13 protein-coding genes are annotated in these 14,797 nt (G+C 54.2%); 5 read left to right on the top strand and 8 right to left on the bottom strand.

The window, feature by feature from the left end; translation table 11 throughout:
- The first annotated feature begins 11 nt into the window (after positions 1-11).
- From FH871_RS20860 to FH871_RS20850, 3 genes are all read left to right on the top strand, one after another.
- Complete coding sequence (locus tag FH871_RS20860) at positions 12-980, top strand: dihydrodipicolinate synthase family protein (protein WP_138993296.1); 969 nt, start codon at positions 12-14, stop codon at positions 978-980.
- 89 nt (positions 981-1,069) lie between these two features.
- Positions 1,070-2,137: a galactose oxidase gene (locus FH871_RS20855; protein ID WP_138993295.1), complete on the top strand. Its 1,068-nt coding sequence runs from the start codon at positions 1,070-1,072 to the stop codon at positions 2,135-2,137.
- Complete coding sequence (locus tag FH871_RS20850; protein WP_138993294.1) at positions 2,134-3,498, top strand: MFS transporter; 1,365 nt, start codon at positions 2,134-2,136, stop codon at positions 3,496-3,498. Before FH871_RS20855 ends, FH871_RS20850 begins: the two co-directional genes overlap by 4 nt.
- A gap of 30 nt (positions 3,499-3,528) precedes the next feature.
- Here FH871_RS20850 and FH871_RS20845 read toward each other — a convergent pair whose 3' ends face one another.
- The 8 genes from FH871_RS20845 to FH871_RS20810 all read right to left on the bottom strand — a co-directional run bounded on the left by FH871_RS20845 (position 3,529) and on the right by FH871_RS20810 (position 12,038).
- Complete coding sequence (locus FH871_RS20845) at positions 3,529-4,629, bottom strand: alkaline phosphatase family protein (protein ID WP_138993293.1); 1,101 nt, start codon at positions 4,627-4,629, stop codon at positions 3,529-3,531.
- Positions 4,630-5,032: 403 nt separating this feature from the next.
- Complete coding sequence (locus FH871_RS20840) at positions 5,033-6,346, bottom strand: DUF4270 family protein (RefSeq protein ID WP_138993292.1); 1,314 nt, start codon at positions 6,344-6,346, stop codon at positions 5,033-5,035.
- Between the two features lie 101 nt (positions 6,347-6,447).
- Positions 6,448-6,771 carry a DUF4907 domain-containing protein gene (locus FH871_RS20835; protein WP_171062905.1) on the bottom strand — a complete coding sequence of 108 codons (324 nt, stop codon included), beginning with the start codon at positions 6,769-6,771 and terminating at the stop codon, positions 6,448-6,450.
- A gap of 8 nt (positions 6,772-6,779) precedes the next feature.
- Positions 6,780-7,835, bottom strand: a complete 1,056-nt coding sequence (locus FH871_RS20830; protein ID WP_229317444.1) for a kelch repeat-containing protein — start codon at positions 7,833-7,835, stop codon at positions 6,780-6,782.
- 102 nt (positions 7,836-7,937) lie between these two features.
- Positions 7,938-8,909: a hypothetical protein gene (locus tag FH871_RS20825; protein WP_138993290.1), complete on the bottom strand. Its 972-nt coding sequence runs from the start codon at positions 8,907-8,909 to the stop codon at positions 7,938-7,940.
- Between the two features lie 25 nt (positions 8,910-8,934).
- Positions 8,935-10,386 (bottom strand): S41 family peptidase, encoded by a 1,452-nt coding sequence (locus tag FH871_RS20820; protein WP_138993289.1) that lies wholly within the window; start codon positions 10,384-10,386, stop codon positions 8,935-8,937.
- Positions 10,387-10,499: 113 nt separating this feature from the next.
- Positions 10,500-11,324 carry a PepSY-like domain-containing protein gene (locus FH871_RS20815; protein ID WP_138993288.1) on the bottom strand — a complete coding sequence of 275 codons (825 nt, stop codon included), beginning with the start codon at positions 11,322-11,324 and terminating at the stop codon, positions 10,500-10,502.
- Between the two features lie 48 nt (positions 11,325-11,372).
- Positions 11,373-12,038: a hypothetical protein gene (locus tag FH871_RS20810; protein ID WP_138993287.1), complete on the bottom strand. Its 666-nt coding sequence runs from the start codon at positions 12,036-12,038 to the stop codon at positions 11,373-11,375.
- Between the two features lie 245 nt (positions 12,039-12,283).
- Between FH871_RS20810 and FH871_RS20805 the strand changes: the two genes are divergently transcribed.
- Entirely contained in the window at positions 12,284-12,889 is a 606-nt protein-coding gene (locus tag FH871_RS20805) for an RNA polymerase sigma factor (protein WP_138993286.1), read from the top strand.
- A complete protein-coding gene (locus tag FH871_RS20800; RefSeq protein ID WP_138993285.1) occupies positions 12,879-14,444 on the top strand; it encodes a hypothetical protein in 1,566 nt (521 codons plus the stop codon). Before FH871_RS20805 ends, FH871_RS20800 begins: the two co-directional genes overlap by 11 nt.
- The last annotated feature ends 353 nt before the right edge of the window (positions 14,445-14,797 follow it).

Raw genomic sequence — 14,797 nt, 5'->3', positions numbered from 1 at the left:
ACCAAAACACCATGAACATACCAAAAACCGAAGGACTGTTGTCCGCACCATTTACCCCTTTTCACGAAGACGGTTCCCTCAACCTGGAATTAATACCGGTTATACTTGACAAAATGGTTGCCGATGGGCTGAGTGGTGCCTTCATCTGTGGCAGCAACGGCGAAGGCCCCAACATGACGACGCAGGAACGCATGACCGTGGCCGAAGCCTTCGTGCAGGCTTCGGCGGGGCGGTTGCCCATCTGGGTACACGTCGGGCATTCGAGCATTCGCGAATCGCAGGCACTGTTGCAACATGCACATTCGATCGGGGCCGATGCGGCTTCGTCGGTCGCTGCGTTTTACTTCAAGCCCACGTCGGTTCAGAATCTGGTCAATAGCATGGCCGAAATCGCGTCGGCAGCACCCGAAATGCCGTTTTATTATTACCACATTCCGACCCTGACCGGCGTAGGCATGGACATGGTTGAATTTCTCCGGCTGAGTGAAAAACAGATTCCGAACCTGCGCGGAATTAAGTATACAGCCACGACACTCTGGGAGTATCAGGTGTGCCTGCGTTATGCCAACAGCCGGTTTGACGTCCTGTACGGCTACGACGAAATGTTGCTGCCTGCCCTGAGCATTGGGGCAAAAGCAGCCATTGGCAGTACGTACAATTTTGCCGCCCCGCTGTATCGGGAAGTCCAGCGGCACTACAAGGCCGGGCAGATGGAGCAGGCGCAGGAGGGCATGGCCCACCTGATCGAGATGATCCGGGTGATGACCCAATTTCCGCCCATTCCGGCCCAGAAAGCCATCATGCACATGCTGGGTTACAACGTAGGGCCGTGCCGTCTGCCGTTGACCCGGCTTTCGGAGAATCAATACGACGAGTTGTACACCGAACTGGAGACAATTGGCTTCTGGCAACGGCTCCGCGCGGCTTCGGAAATTCCGGTTGTTCTGCCGACAGTGAGCACGCCGAACGGTCAACCCTGAGTTGGTTTTTGAACGGGCTGGATGGCCCATCAACGCGGTTTTTTACAGACGTTATGACTCGAAACGGGTTTCTTTTTCTTCTCTTTTCAATGGTATATGATCTTGCTTTGGCGCAATCGCTAACCTGGCGACTATTGCCTTCCGTTCCCGATCCGGTGGGGTTTGCGGGTTCTGTTGCCGGGATCAGCAACGGGGCTTTGCTGGTAGGAGGGGGCGCTAATTTTCCCGATAATGTGGGTCCCTGGGGCAAAACGCCGAAAACCTGGTACGACGATCTGTTTGTGCTGGAAAAACCGGACGGTTCCTGGAAAAAAGTGGGTAAACTGCCGCAAAAAATGGGGTACAGCGTGGCCCTGACGGTGCCTGACGGAGTTTTGTGCATCGGCGGTGCCGACGGCGAGCGGCATTATCCGGACGTATTTATGGTGCAGTATCAGCACGGACAGGTCACGACGAAAAACCTGAGTCCGCTGCCGCTGCCGCTGGCCAATGCCTGCGGGGCCGTTCTCAACGGAATCGTTTACGTGGCCGGTGGGATTGAAACACCGACCGATACCACCGCCGAAAACCTTTTTCTGAGCCTGGATTTGCGCAAACCCGAAGCCGGCTGGCAGCGGTTGCCACCCTGGCCGGGGCCGGGCCGAATGCTGGCCGTAGCGGGTGCGCAGGCCGGAAAATTCTTTCTTTTCAGCGGTACGGAAGTTTTTGCGGAGCCAAAAACCGGAGCGATCAAACGCCGGTATCTGGCCGATGCGTATGCCTACGACCCCGCGCAACGAACCTGGACACGCCTGGCCGATTTGCCGAATCCCATTGTTGCCGCGCCCTCACCCGCTTTTCCGGCCAGACAACATCAACTGCTGGTGCCGGGTGGCGACGATGGGGCCAATGCCGACCGTAATCTGATTCTGAAAGAAAATCACCCCGGTTTTCGCACCGAGGTTCTGGCCTACCATACCCTGACCAACACCTGGACGGTTGCTGGCAACGTCAGTCCCAAAACCGGGGTGAATGACGACACCAGGAAACCGGTGTTATGGGCACCCGTTACGACGCCCGCCGTGGTTTGGGACGGCAAATGGATTCTGCCTGGTGGTGAGGTACGACCCGGCCTGCGCACCAACCGGGTACTCATCACCAGCCCCACAACCCGATGAATAGACCCCTCAATGTGCCGGATCTGAAACCGGCCACTGGTTACCGACCCTGGAAACACCTGCGCTGGTGGGTGCTGGCGGTTTTGTTTCTGTCGGGCATTGTCAACTACGTGGATCGCAACGTGCTGTCGTTCACCATGATTGACCCGTCCTTCAAGCGGGATATGCTCGGACTCCCCGCCGACGCGGTTCTGACCCCGGCGCTCGACGGGCAATTCAAAGAGCAGATGGGTTTTGTCGATGCGGCTTTCAAAGCGGCCTATGCGGTGGGCTTTCTGCTAACGGGCTGGCTCACCACACGGCTGGGCCTCCGGCGGGGATTTTCGCTGTTTGTGATGATCTGGAGTCTGGCCGGGATGCTGACCTCGCTGGTCGGCTCGATCCGGTCGCTGGCGTTGGCAAGGGCGGGGCTGGCCGTTGGCGAAGCCGGGAATTTTCCGGCGGCTACGCGCACGGTTTCGGAGTGGTTTCCGCAAAAGGAACGCTCGATTGCGTTTGGTATTTTTAATGCCAGTGGCAACATCGGGATTATTCTGACGGCCTGGCTCGTGCCGTTCCTGACGCTGCAATACGGCTGGCGAAGTTGCTTTCTGCTCACCGGTTTACTCGGTATCGGGCTTCTGGTGGCCTGGCTGGTGATTTACCGCCCGCTGGCGGAACATCCCCGTTTGTCGCCCGGCGAGCACGCCCTGATTCGGGCCGGGGAGGTTCCGGAGCCGGAGCGGGCTTCCGTGTCCTGGTGGCAATTGCTGCGGTTCCGTCAGACCTGGGCGTATGCGGGCTGTAAATTCCTGATCGACCCGGTTTTCTGGATATACCTGACCTGGTTGCCCGATTTTTTCAACAGCAGCGAAGCCCTGGACCAGAAGCTCGACCTCAAAAATCTGGGGTTACCGTTTCTGGTGATTTACCTCGTTACCGACGTGGGCAGTATTTTCTTTGGCTGGCTATCGAGTTACTTTCTCAAAATCGGCTGGTCGGTCAACCGAGCCCGCAAGGTCACCTGGCTGATTTGTGCCCTTTGCGTGGTGCCGATTGTGCTGGCCGCTCAGACGCACAGTTTATGGGTGGCCATTGGTTTGATTTCGCTGGCTACGGCGGCCCACCAGGGTTTTTCGGCAACCTTGTTCGCCAGCGTTACCGATCTGTTCCCCAAACCGCTGGTGGCCCAGGTCACGGGAATCGGGGGAGCGGTCGGGGCGATTTCCGGCGTTCTGCTGGCGCTGGTGGCGGGCATTATCCGCGTCCGGTATGGCTATTTTCCGCTGTTTGTAGTAGCCGCCTGCTCGTATCTGCTCGCGCTGGGGATCATTCATCTGCTGGTTCCGAAGATGGAACGGGTCGTTCTGTCTCCTCACTAATCGCCGGATGAAAAGTCCGTCTCGATAGGTTCACGGTTTCAAAACCGTCAGAACCGGCGGTCCAACCGGGTGTTCACAGGTGAACGTCTGGCCCAACAGCTTCGCCACCGTAGCTGCCAACTGGTTCTGAAACAAGACCGGTCCGCCCGCTTGCTCGCCGGTGGGTGGCGTATCCGGGCCGATCACGGCGAACCACATTTGGTAGGAATCCGGTGTTTTGGCACCGTGACCTTTCCAGGTGGCTTTCGGCGTGTGGCCCCGTCCGTGGTCGGTGGTCAGGATGAGCGTGGTTTTTCCGGCGTATTGCGGAATTTGCTGGATGGTTTTCCAGAGGTCGGCCATGAACGCATCGGCGGTGTTCACCATGCGCAGATCGTCGGCATACCGCCCGGCGTGGGCCAGCCCGTCGGTTTCGTCAAACTGCATGAACAGCACCCGGGGGCGGTTTTGCAGCAGGTAGTTTTTGGCGGCAAAATAGGTCAGAAAGTCGCTGCGGACAGATTTGTCCCATACCTGCGCCGGAATGGTCGTCATCATGCTGTTGAGCAGCGAATCGGTGGCGGTTTTTGGAGATGGAATCAGTTCGTTGCCGGCACTGGCGAAAATACCGGTTTTCTTCTCGTTGACAGCCGCTTCGATTACATCCCAGGATGAAAAAGCCGCAATCCGGCCCTTGTAATCGGGTTGGTTGTGTAGAAATTCGAGAACGGTGGTATTCGGATTGTCGATTTTGTCGTTCGATTTGATGCGGTCGTCGGCATACCCAGAAAGAATTTCGTTGTACCCCGGATAGCTGAACCAGTACGGATTCGAGGCATTGACGCGGCTGTTTTTCAGTCGATTCCCATAAAGTTGCCCTTGTTTGGCAACGGTATTCCAGAAGAACGGAAACAACCGCTGGCGTCGTTCCTGGGGCGTGGCCGCCCAGAAGAACTTCCGGGCCGTAGCCGTGTCGGGCGAATAAGCCGGGTCGAACAGCAGCGTCGAATCGGCACCGGAAAACACCTCCTGCCAGCGAACCCCGTCGAGCGTAACCAGAATGACGTTTTGGGTTTGCTGTGCCGTGGCAAAAGAAAGGCGACAGATGACCAGAAAAAAAGCCAGTGAAAAAGTGCGTATCAGTTGGTTCATACCGGGAAGATGAAAGAGAAAAAGGAGCAGATGAACCGGTAAAATACTGAAAAGCTGGTAGAACCGCTGGTGTTCAGGCTGTTAAATTTTTGTAAAGATTTAGACAGTCTCTAACTGAATGTTTATCAGCCCACCGCAAAATAACCGCCGAAAGAATGTTTATTAGCCCCACTGCTTTAGCTGTGGGTCAAGCGAAAAGTAACCCCCTGCTAACCAAACCGTTAAAACGGTTCCACGATTCGGTTTGGTTTCAATTTACCCACAGCTAAAGCAGTGGGCTGTAAACATTCATTTCGGCGATTAAATTAGGGGAACAGGGCAAAAAATGTATGCATAAAGAATGATCAGATCAGAGGTAAGTCCTGAGAAAAAAGCTAGACTTCTGAATTGTCCACCGTTTTGGTTACGTATCCGACGTGATGTACAATTTCAATCGGATGCGGTCGGTGGTACTTTGCCGGTTCCCAAACGCAACGCGTTGAATCATGGTTTTCATCGTACTTTGACCAGTGGTTACCTTCAGCAACATCGGCCGGTTGACGGACAAACCCTTCATTACCTGGTTGACGTAATGGGTGATGTTGAAGACGTACGCATCCTCCAGTTCGATGGCGTTTGGCAAATACGAATAGCTGGCCACGGCGGCCGATGCACCGGTGGAAAAACCGGGAACGGCTTCCACCGTTTCGTTTTGATTGTTGGTGAAATACAGCGCCAACTGGTCGGGGGGCGCATTGTTGTCGCGCACATCCCGCCGGATGGGTTCGATAATCAGTTCCGCGCGGTTCAGGCCAATGAAGTTTTCCGGTTTGATAAACTCACTCAGCGACGGGATTTCGAGTCGGGTGGACAGAAACGCACCGGGTACGACGAACGATGAATTTTGCGTCGTCCGACTGGAAACCGCATCCGATGCGCGCTGCAAAGCCTGCAAGGGCGTTCCGCTCCGGTTGTTGGTCAGTTGGGTAAACTGCGACGCCTGAAACGGAAAGAGCAGATTACCCGCCGTCTGGCTGATGTCGTTGCCCCGGTAATACAACCGGATGCCGGAAAGCGACGAGGTGAGGTTTAACCCCAGAAAAACATTGCTGGCCGCTGGACTTAAAAACGCAAATCCCTTCCAGTAATCAGACATGGTTTCGCTGCTGTTGATTTCCTTGCTGATCAGCTTGTCGTAAAACGACTGCGCGAGCGCGTCGGGTATCCGAACCCGAACCTGACGGATTTCTTCCTTAAATTGAGGAAGAAAGGTGTTGGTAATCAATGGTGTGGCGTTGTAGGCGACCGATTGCGTGTTGTAATGAACCGCCCCAATATCGAGCGGCTGCCGAAGCTGGTGAATCTGAAGCGTAAACGGTTTCAGGGTGTCACCCACTGAATAACCGTACACCATTTCGAGCACCAGCGAGTCGAACCGGATGCCCTTTTGATCGGGTAAATCGTTGGAGACGTACGATAAAGACGCAAATCCCCGCCCTTCCATCTGGCCTGTCTGTGTGTCGGTCCAGCGCCCAACCAGAATCGTGCTGTCGGACGAGGTAACAAACGAGTCGGGGGCCATGACGGTCGACAGATTGACTGTCACCGTGTCGATGTACTGGAGTTCCATTTCGTCGGGATTGATCAGATTCTGGCCGACGTCCAGATCCCCCGACATGCAGCCGGAAATCAACAGTCCGGCCACCATCGGTAGCGCTAAGCGCAGTAAGGTTCGCATGTATGTTTTCTAAAGTAGGGGACTAAATAATGGATAGTAGTTTACGGTGACTTTTGCGTGCGTTAGCCACCGTAAACCGAAGACTGAAAACCGTAAACCGCTTATTGAACCGACACGCCTAGCTGGCTGAGTTCCGGCGGGGTGAGTGTGGGCGGGAATTGTCCCTGATGCAGTTTGGAAACCACGCATTCACCCACTTTTCGGGCCAGGGCTTCGCTGGCAAACCCGCGATGCCCCGGCAGACCCGGCACCGTCGGCTGGTCGATCACGGTTTTGCCGTTCAGCATAACCTGATACCCCCAGCCCGTCGGTGTGCGGGTCGTTTGAAGCTCATACTGCGATTTTTGACGGAACAAACTGTACGTCGTGACAATGGCCAGCCCGATCAGCAGGATTGCCAGAGACTGAAATTTTTTGCCTTTCATGAGTCGCATCAATTCGTATCCGTGTCCTGTTCAACGGTCGGGTCAAATTCCCAGATGTCGTCGAACCGGCCGGAACCGTTGCTGCCGGTAGTGACGTAGCCTTTGCCGTTGATGGCGAATCCAAAGGCGTATTGCCGGGCCGATCCTTCAAAAATGCCCTGCTCATACCAGTCGTCAGTGGCTACGTCATACACCCAAACCGCCGTGCTGCCATCTCCGAGGGTTACGTAGCCTTTGTTACCAATCGAAAAGCCAACGGCGTAGCTGCGTTGTACCAGCTCATCATCTTCAAAATCGCCTTTTTCGATCCACTCATCTTTGGTCGCATCGTAGGCCCACCAGTCTTTTTCTGCCGATCCGTTGTTGTTGCCGGTTCCTACATACGCCAATCCGTCGATCACAAACGAGAGGGCTCCCAGTCGTTTCGCTCCGCCGTAGCTGGCTGTTTTCTCCCAGGTATCTTTGGTGGGATCATAAGCCCAGAAGTCTTTCAGATAATTGCCGTCGAAGCCGGTGCCGACGTAGCCTTTGTTACCCACCGAGAAGGCCACAGCGTTCCGGCGGGCGGTGCCACCGAAGTCGGCGATGCGTTTCCAGGCGTTGGAAGTCGGGTCAAATTCCCAGAAATCTTTCAGCCGGTCGCTGTTGGCATTCAGGCCGGTACCCAGATAGCCTTTCGTGCCGACGGCAAAACCAACGGCGGTATTGCGGGCTTCTCCGCCAAAATCGGCCAACTGCGTCCAGGTGTTGCGGGCGGGGTCATACGACCAGAAATCCTTCAGCCGGTCGTTGTCGGCGTTGGTGCCGGTACCCATGTAAGCCACATTGTTCAGCACAAAACCGGCCACGGCATTGCGGGCCACGCCTTCAAAGTCGGATCGGCGGTTCCAGTCGCCCAAAACCGCAACGTCGTCTTCGTTGGAGCAACTGCTCAGCATAGCACCCCATAACACCCAGATTAAGGTGTAGGAAAATGCCGGGATCAGGACCGAAAAACGATTCTTAAAAAATGAGCTTACCATCGAGGGCTTAGAGCGCAACACACGGGGGGATGAAATTTTCATAGAAAAAAAGGGGAAAGTGAGTAAACAGAAAAACCCGTTACCGATGGGGCAACGGTGAAAGAAAATAAAGGGTGATTGTTTTCGGTATCGATCCGCATCAGCTTACAATTGAGCACGTCGTCGTTTTTCATTGACTGGTTCCGGTCGGTTACCCCGCAGGTTAAAAATGCCCGGCATTTTTCGCAGGTCATAGCGGAGGGCGTAGACATACCGCAAGGATAGGCCTACGCTCCAGCCGCTGCCGTCGGCCCGAAGGACGGCGGACTGCGACTCTCCGCGGTTTACGGTGTATAACAGGTTGGTTGTGATTGAGTTACTGAGTCCCCAGTATTTCCGGGCAAACAGACTGAGTTCTGCTTTTCCGCCCAGCTTGACGGTGTATTCGGCCGAGGCTTCGGCCATGCCGTTCAGGCGTGGGCTCAGGCGGGTTGCGCCAAAAATCTGGATGGTGTCGACCCGGACGCGGCTGGTGCGGCCAAAACCGCCCCCGGAACCACTATAGTTGTAACCTTCCACCAGAAAGCTACTGACTTGCTGCCCATTATTCGGCACCATCCAGGCCCCGGCTCCGAGCCACAAGCCGGAGCGACGGGCGGCTCGGTTGCCAAACCGCATCAGCCGTTTGCCACGTACCACAAAACCGTGTTTGTTGTTCTCAAACCGGAGGTCGAGGGCGTTCGAACCGCTGCCCACCACCAGCGTGTTGTGAATGGGGGAACGGGCATAGCCGCCTTCCACCGCCCAGCGTTCGTTGCTAACCCAGCCGACAACGGCACTCCAGCCGGTTTGTGTGGTTCCTTTGGTGCTAATCAATCCGTTGAAGGTTTGGTCAAGCTGCCCTTTGTCGGTTCGGAAAAAACCGTCTCCTCCAATGTACCAACGCTCCCGGATATACGTCTCGCCGTAGCGGGCGATCAGCTTCGTCATTTCGGCCCGGCGTTCCTTCGCCGATCGGTACTCGGGCGTGAACTCACCCGCAGACGCCACTGGCGGGCGATAGTAGTCGGTAATTCCCTGGGCAAAAGCCGGGCAGACGAGCAGGGTGAGCCAGAACGTAGTCAAAGCGGTTTTCATGGAGAAAAGGCAGCTTAAAGGTGTTTTATAGGGTACTGGGTTTAAAGGTTGGCAAGCTTTTGATCATGCGTCCTCCGCCGGCTTTTCGCTGGATCGACGACCCCAGGGCGGGCAGGCGGTTGGGTTCGGCAACACCCCGCCGGGCAATGCGGCTTCCGGTGATCTGGTAAAGTGCTTCGTTGAGCAGAGGCTCGTTGACGTCGCCCAATGGTTGCAAATTGAGCGGTTCCTGAACCTCCACCGTGGGCGTAAAACCGGTGGAATAATCGGATTGGCTGAGGCTGTTGAATGACTTAAAAACGATTGGCTGCATACCCCATTTGATGTTTCCGGAATCATCGACTATCGTAATAGACCCCACATTTTTGCCATAGGTTGTAGTGCCAATGGTCGTTACCGTCATATAAGGACGCAGTCCGTTGATAATCAATTCGCTGGACGAAGCGGTTCCGTCGGTGGTCAGCACAAAAACCCGCTGGAGGTTGCTGCCAATGTTTTGCGATTTGGTGACGAACCGCTGGATAAAGAACTCATCGCCGTATTCCTGCTGGAGATAAGGTGTCAGGGTAGAGTTCCATTCTTCGCGGAAATAGACTTTGGTTCGGTCGACGTTTTTTCCGATCAAACTGGCCAGATTGGCGGATGACGAAGTATAGCCGCCCGGATTGTAGCGCAGGTCGAGCACCAGTTCGTTGACGCCTTTGGCTTTGAAATTGCTGAAAATGGCATCGACCTGATCGTCATATTCCGAACCGTTGCTGTTGTTGGGCGCCGGAACAAATTGATTGTAAACCAGGTAGCCGACGGTTTTTCCGCCAACGGTATAGATCGAATCCATGAATACCGGGTTGGCCTGAAAAACCGTAGCCGTTACGGATCGGGTCAGATCCGTATCGACCAGGGTGCTGTTTTGCACTTCGGCCAGACCGAACGAGAACGTTGTCCCGCCCGAATAGAGCAACGAAACGTAGTTGGACGTCGTGATGGTCTGACCGTTCACTTTGCTGATGATGTCGCCCCGTTTGAAGCCCGCAGCGGCTGCCGGGGAGTTGGGCAAAACGTACAAAACCTGTGCAATAACGTTGGTAGAACCCGCCGAGCGCAGGTAGAGCATGAATTCCATGCCGGTGGTGGTCGATTCTCCACTCAGCGATGCCGACAGATCATCCGCATTTTCCTCGATCCACGAAAACCGGTCGCCGTCGGGTCGGGCGGTGGCGTCATAGGAATAGAGAATGGAATCGAAAAAATCGGAGGGCGCGAGCGTCAGATCCGGACTGGCCGGGATTTTGTCATTCCAGTAATAATACTCCCGCATGTTTTCCAGAATCCATTTGTTGATGGTCTGGTTTTCGGCGGTTGTAGTGGTCGTCGTTGGTTCAACGAGGTCCGTTTCCTTGCGGCAACCCGCCAGCAGCGTAACGGAAAGCAAAACCATTCCCCACCAGGCAGGGACACTGCGCAGTTTATTTTTCATAGCGTTTTCAATTCAGGTTGTATTCAAAAAGGATAAGTCATTTACTGAATCAATTGACACCCTTCTCCACCGCTCCGTATCCTGTTGTTCGGAGAAGGATGCCAACTGACTTTTCAACGCCGTTGTTTCAATACCTGTTTGAAGGTGCCGTCGGCCTCAAAAAGCAGGGCTACCGGTTTTCCACCGCTGGTTTTTACAACGACCACCAATTGTCCTTCGGCATTTTTGGCGGCATCTTTAATCGTCGAACCCGCATACGTCGTCGTGATGTAGGTCGTAACGGCAGCGGGCAAATCTGCCACGGCAACCGACGTAAATCTGCCGCGCAACGGTTTGGAAACTTCCTTGTTGAAGGTTCCGTCGGTGTTGAAGAGCAGGGTCTTGGCCTGATCGCTCACCACGATCATCACCAGATAGCCACGGGTACTGTCTTTGGCTGCGGTTTTCACTTCGGCGCCGGCATAGTTCGTACTGATGTAACTGGTGATGGCAGACGGCAGGTCAGCGACGGCAATCTGTTCCAGCGATCCTTTTTTGCCACCGCCTTTTCCGTGCGAGCCCCCTTTCCGGCCGGGTCCGCCTTTCAGCGCTAATTCTTCGTTAAAGGTGCCGTCAGCGTTGAACAACAGGGCTTTGGTTTCACCATTTTGCGTGATGGCTACCAGGAAATTGCCCGTATCATCTTTAGCGGCATAGTCAACGGTGGCGCCGGTATAATTAGTAGAGAGGTAGTTGGTTACAGCCGATGGAAGGTCGGTTATGGCGATTTTCGTAATGTTCTTCCTGCAAAAGAATCCGGAACTGTCGGACGCCAGCCGGGCGGTGCTGGTGGCCGAGATAGCCGAATCAGTGTCCGGTGTGACGGTTTGCTGGCTTTGGTTGCAACCGTACAGGCCGGCGACGATAACGGTCAAGGCAATGAACAGGGATTTTTTCATGGTTTTGCTGTCTATATATGATGGTGGTTGGTAATGCAGAGAAACAAATCAGGTGTCCTGTTTCAAAGGGCCGGTGGTCATGCTGGGTTCGGTTCGGTAAAAATCGTACAACCGTCGCCCGATCAGTTCGTGGCTGATGGCGTTGAGCCGTTCTCGGTCGCCGGTACTGAAAAATTCCTCGCGGGAATCGACCAGTGCCTGCACATCGAACACCCGGAACCCCCGGTGTTGTCCTTCGCTTTTAAGGATGGCACTGCCCTTGCGTCGCAACCAGCCACTGACCGGTTCGCGGTGGGGGAAAGGGGTCATCAGAATAACCCGGCTGCGGTGAAACCGGAGGGTTTCCAGGATCATCGACAAATGGGCGTATACTTCGTTGAGGGGCCGAATGGCACCCAGCACGGATTGGATGCGTAACTTCCACGCCATCACATGCTCCACGAACCGGGTGCCTGCGGTGGGGCGCAGGGCCAGCCGCGAATCACGGAGGTGGCGGTTGGCAATTTGCAGTATGATCAGGTCATAGCGCCGGAGCGGAACCCGCTGCAACACTTCTGCGATGGTGCTGATGGCCATCGGCGCATGGTAGGTCACAATTACTTCCTGCCCCCCGCGTTCCAGTTGCTGCACGAACTGATCGATGTAGCTCTGCCGGGAGTTAAGGCCCGAGTCGTAATGGAGACTATCCGCAATGACCAACAGATGTATTTTCATTGCTTTAGAATTTCAGGTTCGGAGTCGGAAAAAGTGGGGGACTCACTCAGGAGCGAACCATTTTCTTCGACGATACAATTGACATTACGCCGGGAAAAGCGGCACCGTTGCAGACCAAATCGAAAAAAGTGCAGAAATTAGGGGGATGAAAAAAAATAAAAAAAGTCGTTAGCCGCTGCAACAGTCGCCCGGTTTTTGACGTACGGGAGGGTATGAGTGAATCATTTACTTAAATCGTTACGGCCTTGTTCTTCCGAAAGCGCCCCTCCTTCGCGGAAAACGATCTTGATAGTGTTATTGAAGCCTGCCGCAACCATGATGCGCAGGCTCAGCGTGTTTTATTCAAAAAATTTTATGGCTATTCCAAAAGTATTTGCCTGCGGTATTCGGCTACGACGGAGGAAGCCGAAGAAGTGTTGAATGAGAGCTTTCTCAAAGTATTTCAACGGCTCCATCAATACGATGCCACGCATCCTTTCAAAGCGTGGCTGCGGTCGATTTTGATCAATACTGCCATCAGTTATTACCGTAAATACCATAAATTAGACATGAGTTCGTTGGAGGCCGGTCAGGATGTGCCGTTCGAAGACGATGTGATTGGCCAGATTTCGGCCGATGAAATTCTGGCGCTGGTGCAGCAACTGCCACCGGCCTACCGTACTGTGTTTTCGATGCATGTAGTAGATGGCTACAGTCTTCGGGAAATTGCCGAGGTGTTACAGAGCAACGAAGCCACGATCCGTTCGCATTTTTTACGGTCGCGGCAACGTCTTCAACAGGCCATCCGGTCTGCGTACCCACACCTGTTTCCATCCGATCCCGCGATTCCTATTCGTTACTATGAAAACTGATAAATTTGAGGAAAATATACGACAAAAGCTGGAGGGGATAGACCCTCCGTTCCAGGAGACAGATTGGGTGCATCTTCGGTCTGTTCTGCGTCGCAATGGCGTACCTTCCATCGGCGGGGCGGTTACACAGTGGCTTGTGCCGATGATGAGTGCCGCCACGGTGGCCGGGCTGGTCATTCTGGCGGTGTGGCAATACCGTACCAATCAGAAACTGGAGCAAACTGTTCAGTCTCTGAAGGATACCGTCACGATTCTGCAACAGGCACCGTTGGAAACACCGGTCGCCCAGGTGCCAAAAACCGACACGGTCTACATAACACGCGAAGTCCCGATTCCATCACCCCGGTTATCGCCTTCTGTCTCAGACCTTCAGCGGGATGAAGATCGTGAGTTGGCCAACCAGTCCGAAACCGATCCATCGGCAATAAACCCGATCGACGAAAACTCGCCAACATCAACCGAATCGAATCACCGTCGGAACCGGGAGCAAAACCGGCAGGAAGAGAACACGCTGTCGAATCGATCCGGGTCACAAGAGCGTCTGACGGAATCGGAACCCGGTTTGAATGAACCTAAAGCAGATCCATCAGAAACCGGTCGTGTGCCTTCGGAGCGAAACATATCTCCTTCAGGCCGTTTGCCGAAATCCGCTACGGACCGCTGGAATCGGAACCCGGACCGGTATTCGGGACGGCAGAAATCCACCAGTTTGGAAACCTCCCGGCCGTTGTCAAGTGGTTCTTCGGGTTCGGTAGATGTTCCGGGAAATGCCGGGTCGCCAGCCGGTTCGGTGGCATCGGCTTCGATTTCCTGGGAGCCGGTCTTGAATCGGCCGATGAAATTTGATTCCAGTTATTATGTCGAAAACTACCAGCGCCGGGTCCGCCGAATCCGGCCGTTGGCAACGCATTCGGCCGTAGCCACCACTTTGGGTTCAAAACCGGTGGTGGAAGAATCGCAGCGGTTTGTTCACGTCCGGATTGGAGGCAGTGCGCAGTTGAGTGGCGGCCAATCGGGTTACGGGCTGGCGAGTGAAGTTCTGATGGGGGATCGGTTGACGATTGGCATTGGATTGACGCGCCTGAGCGTATCGGGCGAAGAGTTTATAACGGAAGGACAGTATTTAGTCAGGAAAAAGAGCGATTTCCGGCGGGATTACCCGGGTAAAGTGCCTGGAGATAAGCGCATTGAGATTCTGAACATCGCCCGAAGTGGAAAGACCTGGCAGTTACCGATCACTTTTGGGTATCGTCTGCCGGTCGGGAACTCCGTTACGATAACGCCGTCTGTTGGCGCGAGTTTTAGTCTGGAAGCCCGCGAGAAAATTTCGTATACCAACCGTATGGGGCCGTATGAATTTATGGCGCAAAAGTTCTATGAAAAATGTTCGCCCAGCGTGTACAACAACTGGCTCGTGGGTGTTGCTTTCGAGAAGCAATGGAGTCACTTGGTGATTCAGGCCAATCCGTATTTGTCAAGTCCTTTACTGTCAACGCAGTTTAGTTTGAACCGGACTTCGGCCGGGATGCGGGCGCGGTTGTTGTATCAGTTTTAGGATTGAGCAGACTGCGATTTTATAACTGTGAAAATCTCTCTATAAAAGATCTTTGCGTACATAAACCGAAACGCCGGATTCGTGGGTCAATAACTGGTATTGATCGGCGATAATTTGCTTTAACCCGGGAATATTTTGGTGTACAACCCACTCGGGATTTTCAAAAAAACGGTTTGCTTTTACTTCGTCAATGAAGACAGAAGGGTTGTTTCGTTTAGGGCCTTTACGAACTCTCGTCCGTAATAGGCAATGAGTTGAGGATCATGAATCGCCCCAACAAATTTGTGGTCATACATCGAATCGAATGGTTTTCTTTTGTGCCCTGTCTCAATCCGCTCAAGGTATGATACCGC

It is taken from the genome of Larkinella sp. C7 (assembly GCF_006149005.1).
Taxonomy (GTDB): domain Bacteria; phylum Bacteroidota; class Bacteroidia; order Cytophagales; family Spirosomataceae; genus Larkinella.
Note: the sequence above shows the minus strand (reverse complement) of the source record. Positions and strands in the feature narration are given on the sequence as shown.

Bases quoted from the DNA above. Each gene is read 5' to 3' on its own strand.
- FH871_RS20860 (WP_138993296.1), top strand. From the start codon at position 12: ATGAACATACCAAAAACCGAAGGACTGTTGTCCGCACCATTTACCCCT.
- FH871_RS20855 (WP_138993295.1), top strand. From the start codon at position 1,070: ATGGTATATGATCTTGCTTTGGCGCAATCGCTAACCTGGCGACTATTG.
- FH871_RS20850 (WP_138993294.1), top strand. From the start codon at position 2,134: ATGAATAGACCCCTCAATGTGCCGGATCTGAAACCGGCCACTGGTTAC.
- FH871_RS20845 (WP_138993293.1), bottom strand. From the start codon at position 4,629: ATGAACCAACTGATACGCACTTTTTCACTGGCTTTTTTTCTGGTCATC.
- FH871_RS20840 (WP_138993292.1), bottom strand. From the start codon at position 6,346: ATGCGAACCTTACTGCGCTTAGCGCTACCGATGGTGGCCGGACTGTTG.
- FH871_RS20835 (WP_171062905.1), bottom strand. From the start codon at position 6,771: ATGAAAGGCAAAAAATTTCAGTCTCTGGCAATCCTGCTGATCGGGCTG.
- FH871_RS20830 (WP_229317444.1), bottom strand. From the start codon at position 7,835: ATGAAAATTTCATCCCCCCGTGTGTTGCGCTCTAAGCCCTCGATGGTA.
- FH871_RS20825 (WP_138993290.1), bottom strand. From the start codon at position 8,909: ATGAAAACCGCTTTGACTACGTTCTGGCTCACCCTGCTCGTCTGCCCG.
- FH871_RS20820 (WP_138993289.1), bottom strand. From the start codon at position 10,386: ATGAAAAATAAACTGCGCAGTGTCCCTGCCTGGTGGGGAATGGTTTTG.
- FH871_RS20815 (WP_138993288.1), bottom strand. From the start codon at position 11,324: ATGAAAAAATCCCTGTTCATTGCCTTGACCGTTATCGTCGCCGGCCTG.
- FH871_RS20810 (WP_138993287.1), bottom strand. From the start codon at position 12,038: ATGAAAATACATCTGTTGGTCATTGCGGATAGTCTCCATTACGACTCG.
- FH871_RS20800 (WP_138993285.1), top strand. From the start codon at position 12,879: ATGAAAACTGATAAATTTGAGGAAAATATACGACAAAAGCTGGAGGGG.